This is a genomic window from Labrys sp. 22185 (genome assembly GCF_052045555.1).
Lineage (GTDB): Bacteria > Pseudomonadota > Alphaproteobacteria > Rhizobiales > Labraceae > Labrys > Labrys neptuniae.
The window spans coordinates 324,788-345,150 of the sequence record NZ_JBQEPH010000006.1 but is presented as its reverse complement, the minus strand read 5'-3'; the positions used below and the strand labels follow the sequence as shown (position 1 = coordinate 345,150).

The following is a 20,363-nucleotide window of genomic DNA, read 5'->3' as shown; positions in this document are numbered from 1 at the left end:
GACCCAGACCCTGATCGCGGGCCTGCGTCACCAAGGGCTGAGCGCTCCTTGGGTGATCAAGGGCGCGATGGATCGTGCCGCCTTCAATGTCTATGTCGAAACCCAGCTGGCGCCGACCTTGCGGCCTGGCGACATCGTTATCCTCGACAATCTCAGTGTCCACAAAAGTGCAAAGGCCGAAGCCCTTATCCGGGCGCGCGGGGCCTGGATGCTGTTCCTGCCGCAGTACTCGCCAGACCTGAACCCCATCGAAATGGCCTTCTCCAAGCTCAAGGCGCATTTGCGAAAAGCCGCAGCTCGAACCTTCGATACCCTGTTCAAAGCCCTCCACGACATCTGCAAACTCTTCGAGCCACGCGAATGTCAAAACTACTTCAAGGATGCAGGATATGCTTCATAATATCGGCACGATGCTCTAGACCTTGCGTCAACGCAAAGCTGGTTTGCTCGGCTGCGCAGGCACAGGGATGCTGGCTCGGCCGTTCAGCGCGCGAATTTGCGTATGAGCGCGACCAGTTGGGGCTCGTCGATCAGCAGGGCGGCGTCCTCCGGTGAGAGCCATTTGCGCAAACGCTGGGTCTCCTCGGGCCAGCTTTCGAGTTCGTTTTCGACCTTCAGCGGATAGACGTCGACCTCCACCATGCCGAAATGGCTCTTGAAGCGCTTCCAATAGCGATATTGGCCGATCGGCTTGCGCTTGATCTTGCCGAGGATGCCGGCTTCCTCCAGAGCTTCGCGCTCGGCCCATTTCCAGGTCTTGGGGCCCTCGGCCCAGCCTTTGGGAATGATGAAGCGGCGGGTCTGACGCGAGGTGAGCACCAGCACCTCGATGCCGCCGCCCTTGCGCCGGCGAAAAGGCAGGGCGGCGACCTGCCGAAGCGGGGTGCCGCTTGTCAGCGCCTTTTGATTCCTGCCCCTCGGCTTCGCCATCGCCGCCCCCGCTCAGGCGCCGTGTTTGCGGATGGCGGCCGAGATCTGCGCCAGGCCCTGCTTCAGCTCGTCCTCGAGCGGATAGGCAAAGCCGATGCGCAGATGGTTGCGTGGCATTTCGAACCAGTGCCCGGGACCGACATAGGTGCCGAAGCTCTCCAGCAGATCCTTGTAGAAGGCGTCGAAGTCGAAGCCAGCCTGATGGCGGAAGCGAGGAAAGCAGACCACGCCGCCCTTGGGCTCCACCCATTCGAGCTTGGGGTCGCCCGCGATCCAGTCGCGCATGATGGCGAGGCGGTCGGCGATCAATCCGGCCTGTTCCTCGAGAAAAGGGCCGCGTTGTTCGAGCACGCTGCCGGCGATCCATTCGTCCACCACGCTGCCGCAGATGCCGATCTGTTCCTTGGCGGCGAGGAAGCGCTCCTGCAGCTCGGCGTCGCGCGTGATGATCCAGCCGACGCGGATGCCCGGCACGCCATAGGCCTTGGAGAGCGAGGAGACGCTGATGGCGGCCGGGCTCAGCGAGGCCGCCACCGGCAGGATCCCGCCATGGCTGAGGTCGCGATAGGTCTCATCGACCAGCAGCTTGCAGCCGGCCTGCTCGACCAGGGCGATCAGCCCTTCGAGTTCGGCCCGGCTCAGCATGGTGCCGGTCGGATTATGCGGGCAGGTCACGCTGACATAGCGGGTCTGCGGCCGTATGGCCTCCGCCAGCTTGACGAGATCGAGCGCAAAGCCCTGGTCGAAATCGAGATCGACATAGGTGATCGTGCAGCCGATGGCACGGGGCGTCTCGATATTGGTGGCGTAATTGGGCCTGACCACGACGAGATGGTCGCTCGGCGACAGCAATGTCGTGGCGATGATGAACAGGGCGCCGGCCGCGCCCGCGGTGACGAGTACATCGTCGGGCGAGAGGCCTTCAGCCTGCGAGGCGATCAGGCGGCGCAGGCGCTCCTCACCGCGATGTTCGCCATAGAACAGCGTGAGATCGGGAATATCGAGGCCGAAATCGGAGAGTTTCCTGTCGCGGACCGAGCTCTCTGAGAGGTTGTAGCGAATACGGTCATAGCCATATTCCTCCGGCGCCTCCTTCTCGATCACCATGCGGGCATATTTCATCGCAGTCTCTCCCGCTCAGGATTTCGCCGCGAGGCGGGCGAGGGCATCGAGGGTGGCATCGACCTCTGCCATGCTGGTGTAGTGCGACAGGCCGAGGCGGGCGACGCCGCCGCTCTCGCGCAGGCCGAGGGCACTCGACGCCTCATGCGCATAGAAATCGCCGGCCCAGCCGAAGATGTTCTGGGCAGCAAGGTGCTCCATGGTCGCCTGCGGTGTCCGGCTTTCCAGGCGGAAGCTGAAGGTCGGCACGCGCGCATCGAGCCGGTTGTGGCTGGCGATGCCGAAGAGCTTGAGCCCTTCGATGTCGGCGAGGCCGGCCAGGAAGCGGTCCATCAGCCCGGCTTCATAGGCGGTGGCGGCTTGCAGGCCGGCTACGATCCGGGTCCGCAGCGGCTGGCTAGCCTCCACGCCGCCGAAGGCCTCGCCGAGCCAGGCCATGTGCTCGATGGCGGCCTGCGTGCCGGCGAGTGCCTCGAAGGACGGCGTGCCCGGCGCAAGACGCCAGGGCATGTCGGTCGAGGCAGGACGGACCTTGAGGGGGACCAACCTGTCGCGCAGGTCGGCCCGGACATAGAGCACGCCGGCATGGGGGCCGAAGAATTTATAGGCCGAGCAGGCGAGGAGGTCGCAGCCGATCGCCTTGACGTCGACCGGAATATGCGGGGTCGACTGCACCGCATCCACCATGGTCACCGCGCCCACCGCCTTGCCGGCGGCGACGATGCGGGCGACGTCGTTGATGGTGCCGAACATGTTGCTGGCATGGTTGCAGGCCACCAGCCGGGTGCGTGGCCCGATCAGCCGGTCGAGCGCCTCATAGCGATATTCGTAGGTCTCCGGATCGAAATCGAGCCAGCGCACAGTGACGCCGCGTTCCTCGGCGGCGATCAGCCAGGGGCCGACATTGCCGTCATGGTCCATGCGAGTGAGGACGATCTCGTCGCCTTCCTGCCAGTCGCGCGCGATCATGCGCGAGAAATGGAAGAGCAGCGAGGTGCTGTTCAGCCCGTATACGATCTCGTCAGCCGCCGCGCCGAGCAGGGCTGCGCCTGCCTGATAGGCTCCGGCGAGGATATGATCGCTATCCTGCGAGGTGCGGAAGGGACCGCCTTCGTTGGCGCAGCTGTCGACCAGCACGCGCGTCATCGCCTCGACGACGCGACGCGGTACCTGCGAGCCACCGGGTGCGTCGAGATAGATGCGTGGCTTGCCGTCGTCGCGGAGCGAGAGCGCCGGGAAGGTCGCCCGAACGGCCTGGATGTCCCAAGGGCTTGTGGTCACGGTCAAATCCTTCCTGGCGTCAGCGGCTGGCGCGCAAAGCGGGAGCCCGCGTGGACAGGCGGGCGAGCACCTGCTCGTGCAAGGCCGGCGTGGCGCTGGCGGCAATGGCCTGGCGGCCGGAGCGGATGGTCAGTTCCTCGCCCTGCCAGGTGCTGATGACGCCGCCGGCATTGCGGACGATCGGGACCAGCGCGCAATAGTCGAAGGCGTCGAGGCCGCCATCGGTGCTGATGTCGAGCGCGCCATCGGCGACGCGGCCATAGGCATGGCAGCCGCCGCCATAGACGCACCAGCGTGTCTGGCTGCGCAGATCCTGGAACGCAGCCTGTTCGGCCGCGTCGAAGGGCTCGGGATTGCCATTGGCCAGGATGGCGTTTGCCAGTTCGGTGCAGGCGCGCGTGCGGATTGGCTTGCCGTTCAGCGTGCTGGGAATGCCGTCGGCGCCGATCCAGCGTTCACGGGTGACGGGGTTGTCGATCACGCCGAGCACCGGCACGCCGCGAAAAGCGAGGGCGACCAGGGTGCCGAAGGTCGGGATGCCGGTGATGAAGGCCTTGGTGCCGTCGATGGGGTCGATCACCCAGACCCATTCGGCATCGAGATCGGCCGGTTCGAATTCCTCGCCGAGAATGCCGTGTTGAGGGTATTGCTGGGCGATCTGGGCGCGCAGCGCGGTTTCGACCCGCCGATCGATCTCGGTGACCGGGCTGGCATCGTCCTTGGTAAGAAAATCGCGCTGATTGGCGAGGGCCTCGCGGATGATGGCGCCGCTGGCGTCGGCGAGGGTGCCGGCGAAGGTGGTGAAGGCTTCGAGATCAGGTCGCTGCATGGGAGCTTTCGGCAAGGTTGGGATGTGTCTGGACGAGGGGACGCCTATGCCGGCTCAGCCGATGCTCCAGGGCACGCAGGGCCGAGGTGAGGACATAGGTGATGACGAGGTAGATCAGCGCGGCGGTGATGAAGAGCTCATAGGGCGCGAAGGTGCGCGCCACGATGGTGTTGGCGACGCCGGTGAGCTCCATTACGGTGATGGTGCTGGCGAGCGAGGTCGACTTCAGCATGCTGACGACCTCGTTGCCATAGGCCGGCAAGGCCAGGCGGAAGGCATGGGGCAGGATGATGCTGCGATAGGCCAGCGCCGTCGACATACCGCAGGCCCGGGCTGCCTCGATCTCGCCCGCCGGCACGGCCTGGATGGCGCCGCGCAGGATATAGGCGGTATAGGCTGCGGTGTTCAGGCTGAAGGTGAGGATGGCGCAGACCGAGGCCTGGCGCAGATAGGGCCAGAGGGCGCTGTCGCGCACCACATCGAATTGGGCGAGGCCGTAATAGACCAGGAAGATCTGGACCAGCAGCGGCGTGCCCCGGAAGAAATAGATGTAGCAATGCAGGATCAGGCGCACCACGCCATTGCCGTTGATGCGCAGGATTGCCACCGGAATGGCAATGAGCATGCCGCAGGCGAGCGAAGCGGCCAGGAGCTGCAGCGTGATCGCCGTGCCCTTGAGCAGGGCCGGCAGACTTTCGAGCATGAGATCGAAGTTCATTGCGCGAGCTTCCTTTCGCCGCGCGCGGCCCAGCGCTCGAGGGCGTCCACCGCCGAGGTGTTGACGATGGTCAGGATGAGATAGGCGAAGGCGGCGATGACGTAGAACCGGAAGGGGTCCCCGGCCACCGAGGTCGCCATGGAGCTGACGCGCATGATCTCCTCCAGGCCGACGATCGAGATCAGCGAGGTGTCCTTGATCAGGGAGATCCAGTTGTTGCCGAGGCCCGGCAGGGCGTAGCGCCACATCAGGGGCAGGCGGATATGGATGAAGCTGGTCAGGGACGACATGCCGAAGGCCTGGGCCGCCTCGACCTCGCCTTTCGGGAGAGCCAGGAAGGCGCCTCGCAGCACCTCGGAGGCATAGCCGCCGAAGACCAGGCTGAGCGCGAAGACGCCGGCGGGCAGCGCCGGAATCTCGACATAGGCGGCGTCGGGACGGATGGCCTTCATCAAGGCCGTCAGCGCAACGGTGCCGCCGAAATAGACGATCAGAATGATCAGGAGTTCGGGCGTGCCGCGCACGACCACGGCAAAGCCCCGGCCGAGGCCGCGCAGGAAGGCGTTGGAGGATAGTTGTGCCAGCGCCCCCAGCATGGCCCAGACGAAGCCGAGAAGTAGCGAGAGCACCGCGACCTCGATGGTCACCAGCAAGCCGAAGGCGATCTGCGTCCCCCAGCCCAAGAAGAAATCCATGGCCAACGCGCTCCGACAGCGGGGTTGGAGGGAGCGTCATCCCCGATTGAGCCGCTCGCGAGCGAAGCGAGAGGGAGGAAGGGGATGACGTCTATCTGTCTGCGAACGGAGCCCTACTGGGTCGCCGCCGGCAGCACGCTGAACGACCAGTATTTGTCGTTGATGGCCTTGAAGGCGCCGTCGGCGAACATCGCCTTCAGGGCGCCGTCGACCTCGTCGCGCAGCTTGGCATCGTCCTTCCTCAGGCCGATGCCAACGCCGGGCCCGAAGAACTCCACGTCGTTGATCTCGGGGCCGACAAAGGCGTAGTCCTTGCCGCGCGGCTTATCGAGGAAGTCCTGGGCGAGCTTGATCGGCCCGGCAAACACCAGGTCGACGCGCTTGGAGGTGAGATCCAGCAGCATGTTGTCGACGGTGTCGTAGAGCACGATGTCCGCGTCGGGGAACTTGTCGCGCATGTATTTCTCATAGGTCGAGGAGCGCTGGATGGCGATCGCCTTGCCCTTGATCCCATCCGGGTTGGCCTTGCCGTCCGCCGTCAGCGGGGCGAGGCTGGAGCCTTTGGCCGCGATGAAGCGGGCGGTGGAGGAGCGGTAGGGCAGGCTGAACTCGATGCTCTTCTTGCGCTCGGCGGTAATCGACATGCTGGCGGCCAGCAGGTCGAACTTGCCCGCCATCAGCGCCGGGATCAGCGAGTCGAAGGGCTGGCAGACGAAGCTGATGTCGGCGCCGATGCGCTTGCCGACTTCGCGGGCGACATCGACGTCGAAGCCCTGCAGGGTGCCGCTGGCATCCTTGAAGTTGAAGGGCGGGTAGGTGCATTCGCTGCCGACCCGAAGTTCCCGGGCCTGAGCCATGGTCGCCAGGCAGGCAAGGGCGCCGGCGGCCATGAGCATGGTGATCTTCTTCATGGAATTCCCCTCCATTGTTCTCGAAGTTCTGGATGTCTTGTCAGAGCACGCGCTGCAGAAAGGCGCGGCAGCGCTCGGATTTCGGGGCGCCGAACACCTCGGCCGGCGGGCCACGCTCCTCGATCACGCCCTTGTGCAGGAAGACGACTTCGGCCGAGATCTCGCGGGCGAAGGCCATTTCATGGGTGACCACGATCATGGTGCGGCCTTCCTCGGCCAAGGTGCGCATGACGCCGAGCACCTCGCCGACCAGTTCGGGATCGAGGGCCGAGGTCGGCTCGTCGAACAGCATCAGCCGCGGTTCCATGGCGAGGGCGCGCGCAATGGCGACGCGCTGCTGCTGGCCGCCGGAGATATGGGCCGGATAATGCGAGCGCTTCTCCCACAGGCCGACCTTGGCGAGATAGGCCTCGCCCCGTTCCAGCGCCTCGCGTTTGGACAGGCCGAGCACCTTGATCGGCGCGATGGTGACGTTCTCCAGCACCGTGAGCTGGCTCCAGAGATTGAAGTTCTGGAACACCATGCCCATGCGGCTGCGCAGGCGGTTGATCTGCCTGGCATTCAGTTTGGTGCGGTCGCCGCGCCGGTCGAGCGTGATCTCCTCGCCCTCCACGGCGATGGAGCCGGCGCTTGGGATTTCCAGGAGGTTCATGCAGCGCAGGAAGGTGCTCTTGCCCGAGCCGGAGGCACCGATCATCGAGATGACGTCATGCGTGCGGGCAGTGAGATCGACGCCGCTCAGCACCTCCAGCGTGCCGAAACTCTTGCGAATACCCGTCGCGCTGAGCACGACTTGTTCTTGATTCCCCATGGAATTTCCCATGCTCCAGAGCAGAACGCGTTCAAGTGCGAACGCTTGTTTGCTCTGGCTCTTTGGTTGGACGCGTCTTTGCGATTCTTGGTGACGCCTTCAAATCGCAAAACGCTACAGCGCGGTGGCCTTCACGAGAGTGGGCGACTTGCCGGCCGTGCCCAAGAGCCAATTTCCGGTGGCGATGCAGTCCAATTCCGCCGCGGGGCGCAGGCTCAGCCGAGCTCTTCGATGGTGCGGGCCAGGATTTCGGCATAGCGGCGAATGCGCTTGACCGGATTGTTGCCGAAGCCGAGCACGAAGCCATGCCGCTTCAGCGCGCTGCGGCAATAGCGCGAGAGGGGCGGGCAATCCATTTCGTGATCGAGCAGTCGCTTCGAGACGGCGCGATCGTCAAAGGGCCGGGGCGACCGGATGGTGAGATGGAGCCCCGCCTTGACGTCCGGAACGATGAAGTCGCCGCCGAGATGGCTGCGCAGGCCGTCCGCGAGCGTCCCCGCTCTTTCGCGATAGATCGCCCGCATGCGCCGCAGATGCGAGGCCAGATGGCCCGAACGCATGAATTCGGCGACGAGAGCCTGGTCCGGCAACGGCGCATAGAAGGAGAAGATGCGCTGGGCCAGCTTGAAGGCCTCGATCAACTCCTGAGGGGCAACCAGATAGGCAAGCCTCAGGCCGGGTGCCAGCACCCGGTTGAAGGAGCTGGTATAGATCACGCGGCCGGAATTGCCGGCATGGAGCGGCGGGACGGGCGCGCCCGACCAGCGGATCTCGCTGTTGAAGTCATCCTCTAGGACCCAACCGTCTTTGGCCGCCGCCCAGTCGAGCAGGGCCTGGCGGCGAGCGGCGGACATGGTGCAGCCGAAGGGGAATTGTTCGACAGCCGAGACGATGGCAAGGCGTGCCGGTGACCCGGCATGGTCATGGGCCGCGATGTCGAAACCGTCGTCGTCGACGGGAACGGGCTCGACCCGCAGGCCGCAGGCCGTGAGGGTCGCCAGTTGGGTGACATGGCCGGGATCCTCCAGCAGCACGCGGTCGCCCTGGTTCAGCAGCACGTGGGCGGCCATGGCGGCCGCCTGCACCGTGCTGGAGAAGATGATGACCTGCTCGGGGCGGCAGACGATGCCGCGTGTCTCCTCCAGATAGGCGGCGATCTGACGGCTGAGCGGCAGGGTGGCCCGGGCATAGTCGTAGCCGGTGTGGGAGGCGGCATGGGCACGCCAGTGCTGCCCGGCAAGGCGGGCGAAAACCTCGTAGGGAAATTCGTTGAGAGCGGGAATGCCCGGGCTGAGGCCGAACCGCTCGATGCGCTCGGGCGGCACGTCGAGGGCGAGCAGCGCTTCGGCATGGGCGGAGGGGCGAGCAGGCCGCTCGTCGCCCCCCGGCGTCGCGACGGGCGGGCGTGGCAGGTGATCCTCCGGAAAGACCTGCTCCACGAAAGTGCCCGCGCCGAGCCGCTTCTGCAGATAGCCTTCCGTCGCCAGCTTCTCATAGGCGAGCACTACTGTGTTGCGGGAGATGGCGAGTTCATCCGACAGCATGCGGCTCGGCGGCAGCCGCGCGCCGCGCGGGATCCGTCCATCGGCGATCAGGCCGCGCAATTGGGCGAAGAGCTGCTGATAGAGGGGGATGGCGGAGCCACGCTCTAAGGCGATCAGGTTCCAGGCAGGATAGTTGAAGACTTCCATCGGCATCCCAGCGAGATGATCGTCCGGCCAGGTTGCATTGTTTCATAAAGGTGGCGGTGGACTACCGTCGATATCAGGCCGTTCTGCTCCGCTATGCAAGTGATTACACACGTCCCGGCGACGTGGTTCATCCGATGAAAGACGGCTCGCCGTCCTACCAGGCGATGCTTTTTCCATCGAAAGCGCGGAAACTGCCGCTGTCGGCCAAGGCGGCCCGAGCGATCAGGTCGTGCAGGGCCGCAGCGCTGTTCGACACCGGGACTTCGGCCCCCGTGCCGCCCATATCGGTCCGCACCCAGCCGGGATGGAGCGCCAGCACGGTGATCCGGTCGCTCCTGAGGTCGAGCGCGAGCTTGGCGCTTGCCATGTTGAGCGCCGCCTTGGAACAGCGATAGGCATAGTCACCATCGTCGTCGCCGATCATGCCTTCGGCGATCGAACCGGCACGGCTTGAAATATTGGCGATGATCCTGCCGCGTCCGATGCGCAGATTGGGCAATAGCGCCCGCACCACCAGCAGGGGGGCGAGGGCATTGACGCGCATCACCGCGACGAAATCGTCGGGATCGAGCGTTGCAAGGCCGCCGGTATCGCCGCGGATGGCGGCATTGTTGATCACCACGTCGAGCGGTATGCCGGCAAGGCCGGTGGCGAGTTCGGCGATCGAGGCCGGGCAGGCGACATCGACACGGCGCCATTCGAGCCTGTCTTCATTGGGGGGCAGCGTGTCGGCGCGGATGCAGGCGATCACCCGCCAGCCCGCCCCGGCATAGTGCCGAGCAAGGGCCAGGCCGAGGCCTCGCGAGGCGCCGGTGATCAGTGCCGTGCCCTGAGTCGGGACCCCTTCCGAGATGCTGTCGAATTCACACATCTCGATCATGCCGGGGAAAGCGCGGGAATCCCTCCCCGGTTTCGGGGAGGGTGGACCGGCTAAGCCGGGCCGGGCGGGGTAGAGTGGCGCGACCGCACTTATTCCGGTCCACCTGCGCCACTCTCCCCCTTCCGTCGCTGCTGCGCATCGACACCTTCCCCGAAGTCGGGGAAGGATACCCGCACTCCATCCTGAGATCATGCCGCATATGAATCAGGCCGCCTTCACGCACGCGAAAGGCTCCGGGCCGGCTTCGCAGCGCTTTGTGCCTCATTGGCGATCTGCGCGTAGACCTCGCCCGAATATTTGATCCGCCGCTCCTGGGTTGCGAGATCGACATGGGTGATGCCGAAGGGGGTGGTGTAGCCATAGGCCCATTCGAAATTGTCCATCAGCGTCCAGGCGAAATAGCCCTCGACCGGCACGCCATCGGCGGCGGCCTTGGCCACCTGTTCGAGGTGGTCGACGTAGTAGAGCGCCCGCTGGTCGTCCCAGACGCGGCCGTCGGCGGTCACGGTCTCGGATACCGTCGCCACGCCGTTCTCGGAAATCAGGATGCGCCTGGGCTGGTAGTTGGCGTGGACGTAATGGAGGACGTCGTAGATGCAGCGCGGCCAGATCTCGTAGTCGACGGCGGAATAGACGCCCTCGGGCCGCACGCGCCTGTAGTTGAGCGGCGCGAGCTCGCCGCCCTCCGCGATCACCGAGCGGCGGTAAATGTTGACGCCGAGATAGTCGACCGGGGCGGCGATGATGGCATTGTCGCCGGGGCGGATGTCCGGCAGAAGCGGGCCGTAGAGCGCCAGCATGTCCTCGGGGTAGCTTCCCTTGAACACGGCGTCGAGGAACCAGCGATTCTGGGCGCCGTCGAAACGCCGGGCGGCCGCGACATCGCGCGGGTCGGGGCTGGCCGGCTCGACCACGTTGAGGTCGAAGACGATGCCGACGGAGGCGTCGGGCACTTCGGCACGCACCGCCGGCACGGCAAGGCCATGGCCGAGCAAAGCGTGATGGCTGGCGGTCACGCCGCCCTTGGTGCCGTCATGAAGGCCCGGCGCGTCCTCGCCGGTGGCGTGGCCCGACCAGCAGAAGGTCCAGGGCTCGTTCAGCGTGGTCCATTGCTTGACGCGGTCGCCGAAGGCGCGGGCGATCACCGAGGCGTAGGTGGCGAAATGCTCGGCGGTCTCGCGGTTGTACCAGCCGCCGCGATCCTGCAGCATTTGCGGCAGGTCCCAGTGATAGAGGGTGAGGTAGGGCTCGATCCCGGCTTCCAGCAGACCGTCGATCAGCCGGTCGTAAAAGGCGATCCCCTTGGCGTTTGGCGTGCCCGTGCCCTCGGGCAGGATGCGCGTCCAGGCGATGGAGAAGCGATAGGCGTCGAGGCCAAGCCGCTTCATCACCGCGATGTCCTCGCGCCACAGATGATAGTGGTCGCAGGCGACCTCGCCGCTGCTGGCGTCGGTGATCACGCCGGGCTTGCGGCAGAAACGGTCCCAGATGCTCTCACTCTTGCCGTCGAGGTCGTGGGCGCCCTCGATCTGGTAGGCGGCCGTGGCGGCGCCGAAGACGAAGCCCTTGGGGAAGACGAGGCCGCGGGCACGGGCTTCGAGAGCCTTGCGGCTCTCAGCGATGCTTGATGTCATATTTTCTCTCGATGGTGTTGACCAGGCTCGCCGCGGCGAGGGTCAGGACGATGTAGAAGATGGCGGCGGAGTTGTAGGGCGCGAAGGGCAGGAAGCTCGCCGACTGGAACTCGCGCATGCGCTGGGTGATGTCGCGGATCGACAGGATGGAGAGCAGCGAGGTGTCCTTGAGGATGGCGATCAGCTCGTTGCCGAGCGGCGGAATGATGATGCGGAAGGCCTGCGGCAGCACCACCAGCCGCGCCGTCTTCCAGCGCGACAGGCCGATGCTGCGGGCCGCTTCGATCTGCCCCATCGGGATGGCGTTGATGCCGGAGCGGAAGATTTCCGCCAGATAGGCCGAATAGGCGAAGGCCATGGCGACGATGCCGCGCAGCAGATTGGGCGGGTCGAGGGCGCCCTGGGTGGCATCCTTGAGCGCGCCGCTGAGCGGCAGGCCGATATAGAGCACGATCACCAGCATCGGGATGCCGCGGATGGTGTCGACGATGAACTCCGAGCCGATGGCGAGCGGGTGGCGGAAATTGAGATGGCCGCCGAAGGTGAGCAGGCCGAGGATGATGGCGAGCACCGCGAAGGTGATGCCGGCCGAACGGTCACGCTCGTTCAGGAGCTCGGTCTGCCAGAGCACCGGCAGGCCGGCGGGCAAAGCTGCGGCCGGGATGAGCGCTGCCGACACGTCCTGTTTCCTGGCGATGGCGGCCAGGGCCTCGGGGGCGCCGGCGAAGCTGCGCACCGGCACCGGGGCGTTCGGCCCGCCGGGGAAGTCACCCTCGCGCACCGAGGCGATCAGGCTGGACGGCGTATTGCCGACGATCGCCACCTTGCCTTCGAGTGTGCCGGCCAGGACATAGCTGTCGCGCGGCTGCATCAGGAACCAACCCGCGGCCACGGCAAGCGCCAGAGTGAGGGCGACGAAGATCAGGCTGGCCCGCTCGCTGTAGCGCAATTGCAGCAGGCCGACCCAGACGAGGCCGAGCAGGGCGGCGAGGAGATAGGCGGCGACGGCGGCGCGGATGGTGGTGGCGACGCCGGCCGCGAAGGCGACATGGGCGAAGAAGAACAGGCCGACGGCGCCGACGCCGTTGACGAGGCCGAGGATCCAGCGCCCGGCGCGCCGCAATGGTGTTTCGCGCTCCTCGCTCGGCCGCCCGCCCGCGAGGAACAGGCCGAGGCCGAGCAGCGTCAGGCCGAGATAGGCCGGCAGGAGCCAGGCTTCGACCTGGCCCAGCATCAAATCGGCGTCCGGGGTGAGTTGCCGGGGCGTGACGCCCTTCACCACCAGGGCCGAGGTGAAGGGATCGACGGCGTTGGCGAGCACGGAGGCGAGATAGGGATGGCTGAAGCCGCCGAGGGCGATCGCCAGTGCGGCCGCGAGATTGAGGCCGGCGGCGGTGAGGGCCAGGCGCGGCCGGTAGGCATGGGCCCGTGAGAAGAACAGCACGGCAAGGCCCATGGTGAAGGCGATGGCCAGGGCTGCGAAGCCCGGCACGAAGGCGGACGAACCGTTCTCGACGCCGAGGATCGCCCGCAACGAGCGCTGATAGTCGCGCGAGGTCGAGAACAGATAGATGATGAAGGGCAGGGCCGTCAGAATGATCAGATTGCTGGGGCGTATGCGTCTGAGAGTATCCATTCGGTCCTCACCCACCGGGGCGATCGTGGTTTCGATGATTCTTTGGGAGCGCGGACGAGGGTGCCTATGGGCGTTGGGAACAGGATTGGGCGAGATGACAGGCCAATGTCGCTCCCTTTCCTTATCCCGGTGCAACCGGTAGAAGGTCCGTGCTCCCAAGAGAACCCTATCGTCAGAGAGATAGGGCCCTATTTGGCGCCCCAATATTTGGCGATCAGCTTGTCGAGCGTGCCGTCGGCCTTGATCTGGCTGAGCCCCTCGTTGAAGGCCGCGACATTGTCGTCGCCCTTGCGGAAGACGAGGCCGAGCGGGTCGGATTCCAGGCCCTTGATGCCGACGACGAGATCGCCGGCGAATTCGCGGTCATAGGCCGGCGCGTTGGCGCCGTTGATGACGACGCCGTCGACATCCTTGTTCTTGAGGGCGATGACCGAGGCGCTGAAGCTGTCATAGGCCACGACATTGTCCTTGCCGACGATCTTCTCGGCGACTTGGGCATCGGTGGTGTTGGCCTGGGCCGAGAGCTTCTTGGCCTTGCCCTTGAAGCCGTCGAGCGAGATGTCCTGGTCGGCCACGCGCACCAGGATCGCCTGGCTGTTGACGATATAGGGATCGGAGAAATCCATCGCCTTCTTGCGCTCGTCGGTGATCGACACGCCCGAGGCGACGAGATCGAAGCTGCCCTGGTCGAGGGCGGCGAAAATGCCGTCCCAGCCGGTGGTCACGAATTCGGCCTTGCAGTTGATCTTGGTGCAGATCGCATTGACCACGTCGACGTCGAAGCCGACGATCTGGTTGGTGGCGGGATCGACACTCTCCATCGGCGGCGAGGTGGTGTCGGAGCCGACCTTCAGGAGCTTGCCGCCGAGGTCGGCCGCCTGCGCCCCGCCGGCGAAGGCCGACAACAGCAGGGCAGCCGCGATCGCGTTCAGTTTTTTCATGGTTTCCTCCTCCATTGGTTTTGTTGGTTTTGTGGGTCAGTTCCCGCGGCCGCCGCGATCGTCCGGCTGGCGGACCACCAGCTCGGGCCTGAAAGTCTGCTTCAAGGCGAGAGGTGCGGCGCCGGCCATGCGCTCCAGCAGATATTGGCCGAGCAGCCGTCCGCAGATCTCGATGGGCTGGTAGAAGGTGGTCACGGGCGGCGTGAAATAGGCGCTGACATTGATGTCGTCATAGGCGATGACGTCGATGTCGGTGCCGACCCGGCGCCCGAGCCCGGCCAGGCCCGAGAGCACGCCGAGCGTGGTCGATTCGTTGACACAGACGAAGGCGGTCGGCGGGTCGGCGCGCCCGAGTAATTCGATCGCAGCCTTGCGGCCGAACGCCGTCGAAAGATCGCCCTCGACGATCAGGTCGGACGAGGCAGGCTGGCCGGCCTCAGCAAAGGCACGTGTGAAGCCGTCGATCCTGTCCATGGCGTAGGACAGGCGGGCTTGAGGATTGACCAGGGCGATGCGCCGGTGTCCGCCGGCGATCAGCCTCGCCGTGGCGGCGTGGGCGGCCCATTCATTGTCGATGTCGACATAGGCATAGTCGAGCGTCTTCCGGCAGCGCCCGAGCGAGACGAAGGGAAAGTCACGAGCGACCAGGAGGTCGATGCGCGGGTCGTCGGCGAGAATCCCCGAGAAGATCAGGCCATCGGCGAGGCCCTGCTCGACGATGCGGCGGGCGACCTCGCAGCCATCGGCGGCATCGCGGATGACATGGACGGAGAGGCTGTAATCACTGCCTTCGAGGGCCTGGCTGATGCCGCTGAGGATCTGGGTATATTCGACGCCGTCCCACTCATAGTCGGGGGCGGCCGTCACCGGCATCAGTACGGCGGCCTGATAGGTCTTGCCGGTGCGCAGCGCCATGCCACGCGTATTGGCCTGGTAGCCGATCTCTTGCGCAGCCCTGAAAATGGCATCGCGCGTCTCGGGCGCGACCACGGCATGGCCGCGCAGCGCCTTCGAGATGGTGGCGATCGAATAGCCCGTCCTGTCAGCCAGCGTCTTGATGGTGGGCGGCGCGGGGCGCGGCGGTTGCGATGATTTTTCGGCCATCCTCCCCTCCAGATTTGACGATTGTTGGATTTTGATATCAGCCAATAAAAACGTTTTCAATAAAAATAAAAACGTTTTTATTTAAAGGTGTACACGCTGTGAGTGATCCACGCGGATGGCGCCGCGGCATTTAGCGCGGGGACTGCAACCGGTTCGAAACTCGACGGGCAAGGGACGAGGTGGCTATGGTCGGCTCGATTCTGAATGAAGGGCCTGTCGATGAAGACCATCTCCACCTCGCGATCCCATGGCGGGATCCAGGGCGTCTATTCCCATGCCTCGTCGAGCTGCGATTGCGAGATGACCTTCGCGGTCTTCGTGCCGCCCCAGGCCGCCGAGCGCGCCTGCCCGGTGCTCTGGTACCTGTCGGGTCTGACCTGCACGCATCAGAACGTGATGGACAAGGGCGAATATCGCCGCCTTGCCGCCGAGCTGGGCCTGATCGTGGTCTGCCCCGACACCAGCCCGCGCGGCGAAGGCGTGCCGGACGAGAAGGACAATTGGCAGTTCGGCTCCGGCGCCGGCTTCTATCTCGACGCCACGCAAGAACCCTATGCCCGCAACTACCGGATGTATTCCTACCTCACCCAGGAATTGCCGGCGTTGATCGGCGAGCATTTCCCGGCCGACATGGCGCGCCAGTCGATCTTCGGCCATTCGATGGGCGGCCACGGCGCGCTGACCATCGCGCTGAAGCATCCGCAGCGCTACAAGAGCTGCTCGGCCTTCGCGCCGATCGTGCAGCCGAGCACGGCCGGCTGGTCGAAGCCGGCGCTGGAGAAATACCTCGGTGCCGATGAAGCGACCTGGCGCCCCTATGACGCCACGGCCCTGATCGCCGATGGCCACCGCTTCGACGCCTTCCTGGTCGATCAGGGCACGGCGGACGGCTTCCTCAAGGAAGGACTGCGGCCCTGGCTGCTGGAGGAGGCCTGCAGCAAAGCCGGCATCGCGCTGACCCTGCGCATGCAGGAGGGTTACGACCACTCCTACAATTTCATCTCCACCTTCATGGATGATCATCTCGCCTGGCATGCCGAGCGGCTCGGCAAGTGAGGGACGGGGTGTAGCCAGCGCCATAGAACAGGCGCTTCCGTCATTCCTTTCGCAGTCGGGTGGCTTCAGCCGCCCGTCGACCGCAATGGATGGTCGGTGCCGATCCCAGGCCTATCATCCGCTCCCATGGCAGCAGCGTAGCCTGCCGGATCGAAACGCGTGGCGATGAGGGCGGCGATCGCCACCCAGGTGAGATGCATCAGCCACCCCTCGACGAAGCTGCCGCTCCAGCTGTGCAGAAAAGCCATAGCCAGGGGAGCGAGGCCGGCGATGAGGAAGCCGCCGCCCTGCATCAGGGCGGCGAGGGCGCCAGCTTCCTCGGGGCGCGGCAGATGGTCGAGTGCCGTCACCAGCGAAAGGGAGAAGCAACCGCCGAGCCCTGCGCCCCCCAGCGCGATCCAGAGCAAGGGCATGGTGCCGGGCAGGAAGGCAAGACCGCAGAAGCCCGCTGCCTGCATGGCGAGGGTGAGATAGAGCCAGGGACGCCGGTCGCGGCTGCGCGAGGCCAGGATCGGCAGAACCAGGGCGGCGACGGCCTGCGCCACGGCCATGATGGCGACCAGGCTGCCGCTTTGCGCTATGCCCCAGCCGCGCCCCTGCATATAGGGGGCGAGCCAGGCAACCATGGAGGAATAGCCGCCATTGACCAGGCCGAAACAGGCCATCAACTGCCAGCTGCGCGGACGATGAAGCAGGCGCGACACCAGGGCCTTGTCGGGTCGGGCCGTCCTGCCATCCGCCAACACGCGCCAGGCCAAGAGCAGCGCTGCCGCCGTCGGCAGCGCCAGCCACGCCAAGGCAAATCGCCAATCCTGTCCGCCATGGGCGAGGACCGGTGTCAGCTGGGCGCCCACGGCGCCGCCGCCCATGATCATCGCCGAATAGAGACCGGTGACGGCGGCCACCTTGTGCGGGAAGCCCTGCTTGATGATGCCCGGAAAGGCTGCCTGGATGAAGGCGACGCCCGCGCCGCACAGGGCCGCTGTCAGAATCAGGGAGAACCCGCCAGCAGACCAGAGCCTGAGCAGCGATCCCAGGAGGAGAAGGCAGAGCGCCCACAGCATGCCCCGTCTGGTGCCGATCCTGGCCTGCAGCCCGGGCACCAGGAAGGCGCCGAGACCCATCAGCAGCATGGGCAGCAGCGTGAGCATGGCGATGCCGCCATAGCTCAGGCCCGTATCGGCCTCGATGCGTGCGATCAGGGGACCCGGCCCGGTCAGGAAGGGGCGCAGGTTGAGCCCGATCAGCACCACCAGGGACAGCAGGACCAAGGGCGAAGACGGGGCGGAGGATTGGGGGGGCGTTCGGGGCATGATCAATCAGGGGGCGATCAGCGCGCGCCGGCGGCTTCGAGCAAGGCGGTGATCTCGCGATAGCGCCGCTGCCGGGCATGCTGCAACGGCGTGACGCCGTCCTTGTCGGCGAGATTGACGTTGGCTCCCGCGGCGATGAGAAGCCTGACGATCTCGACATGGCGCGGCCCGCCATCGCTGAGAATGATGGCTTCCAGCAGGGCGGTCCAGCCGAGCCTGTTGACGTGATCGACGTTCACGCCGGCCTCGATCAAAGCCCGTACCGTGTCGACATGCCCCCGTTCGGAGGCCGGGATCAGGGCGGTGCCGCCATAGCGATTGGTGCTCTTGAGATCGGCTCCATGGGACAGCGTCAGCCGCAGAATGTCGAGATATCCGCGTGCGCCGGCCAGCAGATAGGGGCTGTCCTCAATGGCGTCCTTGGCGTTGACGTCGGCACCGGCTTCGATGAGGTGGCGGGCGACCGCGACGTGATTGCCCTGGACCGCTGCCAGCAGGGCCGTGCGGCGGTTGCCGTCCCGCTCCTCCAGTGAAACGCCAGGAGCCAGGGCCTTGACCGCGGGCAGGTCACCACGTTCGGCCGCAGCGATGAGGGCGGATGGCGCGGCTTTTGCCGGGACGCCTTGCGATGCGATGGAGATGAGAATGGTTCCCGCCACGATGATCAGGACATTGCGTTTGGACAAGGGTCTGCGCATAGCCGGCCTCCTACCGGGGCCATGCGTATCTCCCCGTTTGGTCATTTGGAAATTAAATGTCTCCATGGCGGCTATTGGAAATGCAAATGACAGGCCTGGCATCAACCAGGCCTGTCATTTGTCGCCCGTACGAGTCACAAAGGCCGGCGGCTGGTCGTCAACTGCCGGAACGGCCGGCGAGCTGCGGCACGAACATGTCGCTCCACTGGGCGGGCTTGACCTTGATGGTACCGGCCCGGTGCATGAAGTCGGCGAACTGCATCACGCCCTGGGGTGTGGTGGAGAAGCGCGCATCCGGGTCCTCGAGCATCTGCTGGACCTCGGACACGTCGACCTTCACCTTCGAGCTCCGGGTGAAGATCTCCGCCGCCAGCTTCTTGTCCTTGGCGATCAACTGGTTGGCATCATCCATGGCATCGATGAAGGCCTGGGTCATCTTGGGATTGGCATCGACGAACTTCTTCGGCGCGAAGGTGACGTCGAGCGTGATGTTGCCCAGATAATCGACCGAGCTGAGCACACGGTGGACGCCGGGCGCCTTGGCCTCGATATATTGGAAGGGCGGCGAGGTGAAATGAGCCCGGATCTCCGTCTTGCCGCCGATCAGGGCGGTGACTGCCTCCGGATGTGGCAGGCTGACGGTGGCCGGATCGAGCTTGGCGTAGTTCTCCGGGCCGAACTCCTTGGCGGCGATCATCTGCAGAACCACGGCGGAGAGCGAGGTCTTGATGCCGGGCAGGGCGATCTTGTCCGCTGAGGTGAAGTCTTCCAGCTTCTTGATCTCCGGCTTGTTGGTGTTGAGCCAGAGCGAGGTCGAGCTCATGCCGGAGACGCCGACCACCTCGACATTCGGGATGCCCTTGGCTTTCGCCCACAAGGTGACGAAACCGGGCGCGCCGGTGCCGGCGAAGTCGAGCGTGCCTGCCATCATGGCGTCGTTGATGACGTTGCCGCCGTCCAGCATCAGCCAGGTGACCTTGACGTCGCCGAGGCCGGCGGCCTTGGCGCGCTTTTCGAGCAATTGCTGGTCCTGCATCACGATCAGCGGCAGGTAGAGGATGCCGAAACCCTTGGAGATGCGGACCTCGCTCACCTCGGCTTGCGCACTGCCCGATGCCAGAGCCGGCGCGAGCATTGCAATGGCCAGGGCTGTCCTGAGCCAGCGTTTGAATGTCATGAAGAATCCTCCCTGATGGATGAGCCGTTCCGGCTTTGTCGGTTGGTGGTGGTTCAGTGCTGCATGCCCCAGCGCCGGATCGTCCTGCGCTCGATGGTGGCGAAGATGACGTTCTCGACGAACAGGCCGATCAGGATCACGGTGAACAGGCCGGCGAAGACATTGGCCGTTTCGAGCTGGTTGCGGTTTTCGTAGATGAACCAGCCCAGTCCGCCGGAGCCGGAGGAAACGCCGAAGACGAGCTCGGCGGCAATCAGGGTGCGCCAGGCAAAGGCCCAGCCGACCTTGAGGCCGGTCAGGATGGCGGGGAAGGCGGCCGGGATCAGGATGAGACGCACCAGCCTCAGATTGCGCAGGCCATAATTGAGGCCGACCATGCGCAGCGTGTTGGAGACGGCGCGAAAGCCGGCATGGGTGTTGAGCGCGATGGCCCATAACACGGAGTGGACGAGCACGAAGATGATGCTGCCCGTGCCCAGGCCGAACCAGATCAGGGCCAGCGGCAGCAGCGCGATCGCGGGCAAGGGGTTGAACATGGAAGTCAGCGTTTCCAGAAGATCCGCCCCGATGCGCGAACCGATCGCCAGGGTGGTCAGCAGGGCGGCAAGTCCGATGCCGATGGCATAGCCGATGAGGAGCGTCTGCAGCGATACCAGCATGCGCTCGGGAATGATGCCGTTGGCGATATTGGCGAGGAAGGCCTGCACCGTCTCGCCAAAGGTCGGAAACAGCAGGGGGTTGCCGAGCCAGCGCCCATAGGCTTCCCATGCCAGGGCCAGCACGGCGAGGATCAGGCCCTTGCGCACGAAGCCGAGCCGATAGAGCCGTTCGGCGATGCCGAGGGATTTGGCGACGACGGGAGCACTGCCCGAATGGACTTCCCGGATGATGTCGGGACGGAAGCTGAGAAGATCGGTCATGTCTGGGATCCCCGGC

At 65.3% G+C, this 20,363-nt stretch carries 20 protein-coding genes; 2 read left to right on the top strand and 18 right to left on the bottom strand.

Annotated elements, in window-relative coordinates; all coding sequences use genetic code 11:
* Positions 1-400 (top strand): transposase (locus ACTJKX_RS15305; RefSeq protein ID WP_440725774.1); only part of this gene is annotated, 400 nt, incomplete at its 5' end.
* Positions 401-483: 83 nt separating this feature from the next.
* Here ACTJKX_RS15305 and ACTJKX_RS15300 read toward each other — a convergent pair.
* The 14 genes from ACTJKX_RS15300 to ACTJKX_RS15235 all read right to left on the bottom strand — a co-directional run bounded on the left by ACTJKX_RS15300 (position 484) and on the right by ACTJKX_RS15235 (position 15,183).
* Positions 484-930, bottom strand: coding sequence for an NUDIX hydrolase (locus ACTJKX_RS15300; protein ID WP_440725773.1), 447 nt, complete (start codon positions 928-930; stop codon positions 484-486).
* Positions 931-942: 12 nt separating this feature from the next.
* Positions 943-2,052, bottom strand: a complete 1,110-nt coding sequence (locus ACTJKX_RS15295; RefSeq protein ID WP_440725772.1) for an aminotransferase class I/II-fold pyridoxal phosphate-dependent enzyme — start codon at positions 2,050-2,052, stop codon at positions 943-945.
* 15 nt (positions 2,053-2,067) lie between these two features.
* Entirely contained in the window at positions 2,068-3,333 is a 1,266-nt protein-coding gene (locus ACTJKX_RS15290) for a cysteine desulfurase-like protein (RefSeq protein WP_440725771.1), read from the bottom strand.
* Between the two features lie 19 nt (positions 3,334-3,352).
* A complete protein-coding gene (locus tag ACTJKX_RS15285) occupies positions 3,353-4,162 on the bottom strand; it encodes an inositol monophosphatase family protein (protein WP_311944599.1) in 810 nt (269 codons plus the stop codon).
* Positions 4,149-4,880 carry an ABC transporter permease gene (locus ACTJKX_RS15280; RefSeq protein WP_415080487.1) on the bottom strand — a complete coding sequence of 244 codons (732 nt, stop codon included), beginning with the start codon at positions 4,878-4,880 and terminating at the stop codon, positions 4,149-4,151. The genes ACTJKX_RS15285 and ACTJKX_RS15280 overlap by 14 nt, the downstream gene beginning before the upstream one ends.
* Positions 4,877-5,575, bottom strand: coding sequence for an ABC transporter permease (locus ACTJKX_RS15275; RefSeq protein WP_311944603.1), 699 nt, complete (start codon positions 5,573-5,575; stop codon positions 4,877-4,879). The genes ACTJKX_RS15280 and ACTJKX_RS15275 overlap by 4 nt, the downstream gene beginning before the upstream one ends.
* A 113-nt stretch (positions 5,576-5,688) precedes the next feature.
* A complete protein-coding gene (locus tag ACTJKX_RS15270) occupies positions 5,689-6,486 on the bottom strand; it encodes a transporter substrate-binding domain-containing protein (RefSeq protein WP_311944605.1) in 798 nt (265 codons plus the stop codon).
* A gap of 40 nt (positions 6,487-6,526) precedes the next feature.
* Complete coding sequence (locus ACTJKX_RS15265; RefSeq protein ID WP_367626739.1) at positions 6,527-7,297, bottom strand: ABC transporter ATP-binding protein; 771 nt, start codon at positions 7,295-7,297, stop codon at positions 6,527-6,529.
* Between the two features lie 215 nt (positions 7,298-7,512).
* A complete protein-coding gene (pdxR, locus tag ACTJKX_RS15260; RefSeq protein WP_440725770.1) occupies positions 7,513-8,994 on the bottom strand; it encodes a MocR-like pyridoxine biosynthesis transcription factor PdxR in 1,482 nt (493 codons plus the stop codon).
* 148 nt (positions 8,995-9,142) lie between these two features.
* Entirely contained in the window at positions 9,143-9,859 is a 717-nt protein-coding gene (locus ACTJKX_RS15255; RefSeq protein WP_440725769.1) for an SDR family oxidoreductase, read from the bottom strand.
* A gap of 224 nt (positions 9,860-10,083) precedes the next feature.
* A complete protein-coding gene (locus ACTJKX_RS15250) occupies positions 10,084-11,502 on the bottom strand; it encodes a GH1 family beta-glucosidase (protein WP_440725768.1) in 1,419 nt (472 codons plus the stop codon).
* The gene (locus tag ACTJKX_RS15245) at positions 11,483-13,138 is read right to left on the bottom strand and encodes an amino acid ABC transporter permease (RefSeq protein ID WP_440725767.1); all 1,656 of its coding nucleotides are present in this window, start codon (positions 13,136-13,138) and stop codon (positions 11,483-11,485) included. Before ACTJKX_RS15245 ends, ACTJKX_RS15250 begins: the two co-directional genes overlap by 20 nt.
* Before the next feature lie 188 nt (positions 13,139-13,326).
* Positions 13,327-14,079: a transporter substrate-binding domain-containing protein gene (locus ACTJKX_RS15240; RefSeq protein ID WP_440725766.1), complete on the bottom strand. Its 753-nt coding sequence runs from the start codon at positions 14,077-14,079 to the stop codon at positions 13,327-13,329.
* 36 nt (positions 14,080-14,115) lie between these two features.
* Complete coding sequence (locus ACTJKX_RS15235; protein WP_440725765.1) at positions 14,116-15,183, bottom strand: LacI family DNA-binding transcriptional regulator; 1,068 nt, start codon at positions 15,181-15,183, stop codon at positions 14,116-14,118.
* A 219-nt stretch (positions 15,184-15,402) separates the two neighbouring features.
* On the opposite strand from ACTJKX_RS15235, the gene fghA reads away from it, so the two are divergent.
* On the top strand, positions 15,403-16,239 hold the full coding sequence (fghA, locus tag ACTJKX_RS15230) for an S-formylglutathione hydrolase (RefSeq protein ID WP_311944619.1): 837 nt from the start codon (positions 15,403-15,405) through the stop codon (positions 16,237-16,239).
* Between the two features lie 65 nt (positions 16,240-16,304).
* Here the strand turns inward: fghA and ACTJKX_RS15225 are convergent, their stop codons facing one another.
* From ACTJKX_RS15225 to ACTJKX_RS15210, 4 genes are all read right to left on the bottom strand, one after another.
* Positions 16,305-17,552 (bottom strand): cyanate transporter, encoded by a 1,248-nt coding sequence (locus tag ACTJKX_RS15225; RefSeq protein WP_440725764.1) that lies wholly within the window; start codon positions 17,550-17,552, stop codon positions 16,305-16,307.
* Between the two features lie 17 nt (positions 17,553-17,569).
* Positions 17,570-18,250, bottom strand: coding sequence for an ankyrin repeat domain-containing protein (locus ACTJKX_RS15220; RefSeq protein WP_440725763.1), 681 nt, complete (start codon positions 18,248-18,250; stop codon positions 17,570-17,572).
* 157 nt (positions 18,251-18,407) lie between these two features.
* The gene (locus ACTJKX_RS15215) at positions 18,408-19,385 is read right to left on the bottom strand and encodes an ABC transporter substrate-binding protein (RefSeq protein WP_376717793.1); all 978 of its coding nucleotides are present in this window, start codon (positions 19,383-19,385) and stop codon (positions 18,408-18,410) included.
* 95 nt (positions 19,386-19,480) lie between these two features.
* Positions 19,481-20,347, bottom strand: a complete 867-nt coding sequence (locus ACTJKX_RS15210) for an ABC transporter permease (protein ID WP_440725762.1) — start codon at positions 20,345-20,347, stop codon at positions 19,481-19,483.
* Positions 20,348-20,363: the final 16 nt, after the last annotated feature.